Origin of the sequence: Streptomyces sp. NPDC057474 (assembly GCF_042802555.1) — a bacterium.
In the GTDB taxonomy this organism is placed as follows: domain Bacteria; phylum Actinomycetota; class Actinomycetes; order Streptomycetales; family Streptomycetaceae; genus Streptomyces.
This window is the reverse complement of record NZ_JBHVDX010000376.1, coordinates 1-5652: the sequence shown is the minus strand read 5'-3', so window position 1 is coordinate 5652 and position 5652 is coordinate 1. Positions and strand designations below refer to the sequence as shown.

Sequence of the window (5652 nt, the reverse complement as noted above, 5' to 3'; positions counted from 1 at the left end):
CCCAATGACGACGGCAGGGCGCGCCCCCGGTGACGACGGGAGGGCGGCACCGGCTTCTCCGACCGGTGCCGCCCTCCCTCGACGAAAGCAGCGAAGGGAAAGGTGGGGAAGGTCAGGAGACCCGTCGCGCCCCCGCCGAAGGCACCGCCACGAACACCCGGGGTGCGGTGAAGTCGGCCGCGGCGAAGGCCTCCTCGATCGCCTTGGTGACCGCGTCCGCGTCGGTGGCGTCGACGAGGACGATCGCGGAGCCGCCGAAGCCGCCGCCGGTCATACGGGCGCCGAGGGCGCCGGAGGCGAGGGCCGTGTCGACGACGAGGTCCAGTTCGGGGCAGGAGATGCGGAAGTCGTCGCGCAGGGAGGCGTGGCCCTCGATGAGGAGGGGGCCGATCGCTCGGGTCTCGCCCGACTGCAGGAGGGAGACCACACGTTCGACGCGCTGGTCCTCCGTCACCACGTGGCGGACCAGGCGGCGGACCTCCTCCTCGTCGCCGAGGCGGTCGAGGGCCGCGTCCAGTTCGTCGTACGCGACGTCCCGCAGCGCGTCGACGCCGAGCAGGGCCGCGCCCTTCTCACAGCCGGCGCGGCGCTTGCCGTACTCGCCCTCGCTGTGGGAGTGCTTGACCTGGGTGTCGACGACGAGGAGCTGCATGCCCTCGGCGGCCAGGTCGAAGGGGATCTGCCGCTGGGAGAGGTCCCGGGTGTCGAGGAACAGGGCGTGGCCGGTCTCGCAGCACGCGGACGCCGTCTGGTCCATGATCCCGGTCGGGGCGCCCACGTAGACGTTCTCGGCGCGCTGGCACAGACGGGCCAGCTGCCAGCCCTTGAGGTTCAGGTCGTAGAGGTCGTTGAGGGCCAGAGCCACCACGACCTCCAGCGCCGCCGACGAAGACAGGCCGGCGCCCGTCGGGACCGTCGACGTGAGGTGGATGTCGGCGCCGGTCACCGCCGTGTGGCCGGCCTCGCGCAGGGCCCAGACGACGCCGGACGGGTACGCCGTCCAGGCGCGGTCGGCCTCCGGGATCAGCCCGTCCAGGGACAGCTCGACCACGCCGCCCTCGACGTCGTCGGAGTGCAGGCGCAGGACACCGTCCGTGCGCCGGGACACCGCCGCGATCGTGGTGTGCGGAAGGGCGAAGGGCATGACGAAGCCGTCGTTGTAGTCGGTGTGCTCGCCGATGAGGTTCACCCGGCCCGGCGCGGCCCACACTCCCTCCGGCTCCGCCCCGTACAGCTCCTCGAACCGCTCGGCGACGACGACAGCCTCGCTCATCCCCTGACCCTGACCTTTCCGTACTCAACCGACGAACTGGCTCAGCCGATGAACTGGCTGAGCCGGCACAGTACTTGGCGCCCGCCGACGCACATACGTCCCACTCGGCGGCCACCGGCGCGAAGGCGCCCTACTCGGCGCGCGGCCTCACTTGGCCTGCGCCTGCGCGAACTCCCAGGCGTCCGCGACGATCTCCGCGAGGTCCGCGCGGGACGGGTTCCAGCCGAGGCGCTCGCGGGCCGTGGCGGCCGAGGCGACCAGGGTGGCCGGGTCGCCGGCTCGGCGCGGGGCGACGACCTCGGGGATCGGGTGGCCGGTCACCTGGCGGACGGTCTCGATCACTTCGCGCACCGAGAAGCCGTTGCCGTTGCCAAGGTTGCAGATGAGGTGTTCGCCGGGCCGCGCGGCGTCCAGCGCCAGCAGGTGGGCGTCGGCGAGATCGGCGACGTGGATGTAGTCGCGGATGCAGGTGCCGTCGGGGGTCGGGTAGTCGTCGCCGAAGACGGAGATCGCGTCCCGCCCGCCCTGCGCGACCTGGAGGACCAGCGGGATGAGGTGCGACTCGGGGTCGTGACGCTCACCGCAGGAGCCGTACGCGCCGGCCACGTTGAAGTAGCGCAGCGACACGGCGCCCAGGCCGTGGGCCGCCGCCTCACCCGTGATCATGTGGTCGACGGCGAGCTTCGACGCACCGTACGGGTTCGTCGGCTTCGTCGGCGCGGACTCCACGATCGGGGTCGTCTCCGGCTCGCCGTACGTGGCGGCCGTGGAGGAGAAGACCAGCTTGCGGACGCCCGCCTCGCGCATCGCGCCGAGCAGGGCCATGGTGCCGCCGACGTTGTTGTCCCAGTACTTCTCCGGCTTCACGACGGACTCGCCGACCTGGGAGAACGCGGCGAAGTGGAGGACGGCGTCGAAGGAGGAGTCCAGCCATTTGGCGGCATCGCGGATGTCGCCCTCGATGAAGGACGCACCCGTGGGCACGCCCTCGCGGAAGCCCGTGGAGAGGTTGTCGAGGACGACGACCTCGTGGCCCGCCTCCAGCAGATGCTGGGCGACCACGCTGCCGACATACCCCGCGCCACCGGTGACCAGGTACTTACCGCTCATGAACTCGCTACCTCTCGCAGTCGCTCGGCCGCGCGCTCCGGCGGCACGTCGTTGATGAACACGTTCATGCCGGACTCGGAACCCGCGAGGAACTTCAGCTTGCCGGAGGTGCGGCGAATGGTGAAAAGCTCTAGGTGAAGCGCGAAGTCCTCACGCTGGACACCCTCGAACTCCTCCAGCGTGCCGAACGGCGCCTGGTGCCAGGCGGCGATGTACGGCGTCGAAGGCTCACCCTCACCGAAGATCCGGTCGAAGCGCCTCAAGAGTTCCAGATAGACCTTGGGGAATTCTGAGCGCGCGTCCTCGTCGAGCGCGAGCAGGTCGGGCACGCGGCGCGTCGGGTAGAGGTGTATCTCGTACGGCCAGTGCGCCGCGTACGGCACGAAGGCGACCCAGTGCTCGGTCCTGAGCACTATCCGCTCGTCGGCGAGCTCCCGCTCCAGAACGGCGTCGAAGAGGTTCTCGCCGCCGGTGGCGTCCTTGTGGGCCGCGACGGAGCGCAGCATCAGCGCGGTGCGGGGTGTGGTGAAGGGGTACGCGTAGATCTGCCCGTGCGGGTGGCCCAGGGTCACGCCGATCTCGGCACCGCGGTTCTCGAAGCAGAACACCTGCTCGACGGAGGGCAGATGCGACAGCTCCGCCGTGCGGTCGGTCCACGCGTCCAGGACCAGGCGGGCCTGCTCGTCGGTCAGGTCGGCGAAGGAAGCGTTGTGGTCCGAGGTGAAGCAGACGACCTCGCAGCGGCCGGAGTCACCGGCCAGCGACGGGAAGCGGTTCTCGAACACCACGGCGTCGTACGAGGAGTCGGGGATCTCGCTGAGCCGGTCGCCCTCGGAGGGGCAGAGCGGACATTCGTTCGCCGGGGGGTGGTAGATGCGGCCCTGCCGGTGCGAGGCGATCGCGACCGAGTCACCGAGCAGCGGGTCCCGGCGTACCTCCGAAGTGGTGACGGTGCGCTCCAGGGGCCGCTTGTCCACCGCGTCGCGCACGGTGTCGTCGCGCAGGTCGTAGTAGATCAGCTCACGACCGTCGGCCAGCCGGGTCGAGGTCTTCTTCACGCCGGACTCCCCATCCCACCCATCAAACAGAACCAAACACATCAAAGCACAAGTTCCGACGCTCGTCACCATCACAAACAAACAAAGACCACCAGATGCCAACTTAAGTGAGCTGCGCATGGAGAATCCCGCCGATGTCGCCGGTCTCGCGGATCCCACCGGAGTCGCGGCTCCCCGTCGACTGGCTCGACTACACGATCCTGGCCATCTACTTCGTCGTCGTCCTCGGCATCGGGTTCGCCGCCCGGCGGTCGGTGAGGACGAGCCTGGACTTCTTCCTCTCCGGGCGGTCGCTGCCGGCCTGGGTGACGGGCCTCGCGTTCATCGCGGCGAACCTGGGCGCCACGGAGATCCTCGGGATGGCCGCGAACAGCGCGCAGTACGGCGTCTACACCACGCACTGGTACTGGATCGGCGCCATCCCGGCCATGGTCTTCCTCGGCCTGGTGATGATGCCGTTCTACTACGGCAGCAAGGTCCGCTCCGTGCCCGAGTTCCTGCTGCTGCGCTTCGACCGGGGCGCGCATCTGCTCAGCTCGATCCTGTTCGCCTGCGCCGCGATCCTGATCGCCGGGGTGAACCTCTACGCCCTCGCCATCGTGGTCGAGGCGCTGCTGGGGTGGCCACAGTGGGTCTCGATCGTCGTCGCCGGCATCTTCGTGCTGGCGTACATCACCCTCGGCGGCCTCTCCTCGGCCATCTACAACGAGGTGCTCCAGTTCTTCGTGATCCTTGCGGCGCTCATCCCGATCACCGTGCTGGGCCTGAAGAAGGTGGGCGGCTGGGACCGCCTCTCCGACTCCCTGACGGAGAGCCGCGGGCCGGACTTCGTGACGGCCTGGGGCGGCACCGGCATCGGCAACGACAACCCGCTCGGCGCGAACTGGCTGACGATCGTCCTGGGACTGGGCTTCGTGTTGTCCTTCGGCTATTGGACGACGAACTTCGCGGAGGTGCAGCGCGCGCTGTCGGCGAAGAACCTGTCGGCGGCCCAGCGCACCCCGCTCATCGCCGCCTTCCCGAAGATCTTCATCGTCTTCCTGGTGATGATCCCGGGCCTGGTGGCGGCGGTCCTGGTCCCGAAGATCGGCACGGCGGAATCGGACCTGCAGTACAACGACGCGATCCCGTACCTGATGGAGGACCTGCTCCCGAGCGGCGTCCTCGGCATCGCGGTGACCGGCCTGCTGGCGGCCTTCATGGCGGGCATGGCGGCGAACATCTCGTCCTTCAACACCGTCTTCACCACGGACATCTGGGCGAAGTACGTGAAGCGGGACGAGGAGGACGCGTACTACGTCCGCTTCGGCCGCCTGATCACGGCGATCGGCGTGCTCGCGTCCATCGGGACGGCCTTCCTGGCGTCCTCCTTCTCCAACATCATGAGCTACCTCCAGACGCTGTTCTCCTTCTTCAACGTGCCGATGTTCGTCGTCTTCATCGTCGGCATGTTCTGGCGGCGCGCCTCGATGAAGTCCGGCTTCTGGGGGCTGCTGGCCGGCACCACGGCGGCGATGATCAACTACTTCGTCCTCTACAAGCAGGACGTCATCGACATCCCGTCCGACCAGGGAGCGAACTTCGTCTCGGCGATCGCGGGGTTCGTGGCGGGCGGCGTGGTCATGGTGGCGGTCTCGCTCTTCACCGCGCCGAAGCCGGAGGCGGACCTCCAGGGCCTGGTCTACGGCACGCGCTCCCCCGGCATGGAGGAACCGCCCGGCGCGGGCGACGACGCGTGGTACCGCCGACCCGCCCTGCTCGGCTGGAGCGCGATCGTCCTGGCCGCGGCCTGCTACATCCCGTTCTCGTTCTAGGCACCGAGGAGCACCATGTCCGAGCACTCCGGTTCTTCTGGTTCCTCCGGGTACTCCGAGCGCGACGTCCAACGCGAGGTCACCGAACTCCAGGGCAAGTCCGCGACCGCCGCCCAGCTCTTCGACATCCGCCGCATCATCGGCGGCCTCTTCGTCGTCTACGGCGTCATCGTCACCCTCGCCGGCATCACCGCGTCCGACTCCGAGATCGACAAGGCGGAGGGGGTCAACATCAACCTCTGGACGGGGCTGGGGATGCTCGCGCTGGGGGCGTTCTTCCTGGCGTGGCTGTGGCTACGGCCGACGCCTCCGCCGGTGGACGCGGAGCGGCCGGCGGAGAAGGGCTCCGAATGACGCCGTGTGCGGGGGCAGGACACGCGGTTGGCCCCCGCCGGGC

5 protein-coding genes are annotated in these 5652 nt (G+C 69.2%); 2 read left to right on the top strand and 3 right to left on the bottom strand.

All coding sequences use genetic code 11. From position 1 onward, the window contains the following. Nucleotides 1-112: 112 nt before the first annotated feature. The 3 genes from galK to galT all read right to left on the bottom strand — a co-directional run bounded on the left by galK (nucleotide 113) and on the right by galT (nucleotide 3441). Nucleotides 113-1273 carry a galactokinase gene (galK, locus tag ACFU53_RS46105; protein ID WP_384006169.1) on the bottom strand — a complete coding sequence of 387 codons (1161 nt, stop codon included), beginning with the start codon at nucleotides 1271-1273 and terminating at the stop codon, nucleotides 113-115. A 147-nt stretch (nucleotides 1274-1420) separates the two neighbouring features. Then, complete coding sequence (gene galE / locus ACFU53_RS46100; RefSeq protein ID WP_384006167.1) at nucleotides 1421-2383, bottom strand: UDP-glucose 4-epimerase GalE; 963 nt, start codon at nucleotides 2381-2383, stop codon at nucleotides 1421-1423. Beyond that, complete coding sequence (galT, locus tag ACFU53_RS46095; RefSeq protein WP_384006165.1) at nucleotides 2380-3441, bottom strand: galactose-1-phosphate uridylyltransferase; 1062 nt, start codon at nucleotides 3439-3441, stop codon at nucleotides 2380-2382. Before galT ends, galE begins: the two co-directional genes overlap by 4 nt. Nucleotides 3442-3575: 134 nt before the next feature. Between galT and ACFU53_RS46090 the strand changes: the two genes are divergently transcribed. Together ACFU53_RS46090 and ACFU53_RS46085 are read left to right on the top strand one after the other, a co-directional pair. Continuing rightward, complete coding sequence (locus ACFU53_RS46090) at nucleotides 3576-5255, top strand: sodium:solute symporter family protein (RefSeq protein ID WP_384006163.1); 1680 nt, start codon at nucleotides 3576-3578, stop codon at nucleotides 5253-5255. Nucleotides 5256-5270: 15 nt separating this feature from the next. Next, nucleotides 5271-5609: a hypothetical protein gene (locus ACFU53_RS46085; protein WP_384006161.1), complete on the top strand. Its 339-nt coding sequence runs from the start codon at nucleotides 5271-5273 to the stop codon at nucleotides 5607-5609. The last annotated feature ends 43 nt before the right edge of the window (nucleotides 5610-5652 follow it).

Bases quoted from the DNA above. Each gene is read 5' to 3' on its own strand.
- galE (WP_384006167.1), bottom strand. From the start codon at position 2,383: ATGAGCGGTAAGTACCTGGTCACCGGTGGCGCGGGGTATGTCGGCAGC.
- ACFU53_RS46090 (WP_384006163.1), top strand. From the start codon at position 3,576: ATGTCGCCGGTCTCGCGGATCCCACCGGAGTCGCGGCTCCCCGTCGAC.
- ACFU53_RS46085 (WP_384006161.1), top strand. From the start codon at position 5,271: ATGTCCGAGCACTCCGGTTCTTCTGGTTCCTCCGGGTACTCCGAGCGC.
- galK (WP_384006169.1), bottom strand. From the start codon at position 1,273: ATGAGCGAGGCTGTCGTCGTCGCCGAGCGGTTCGAGGAGCTGTACGGG.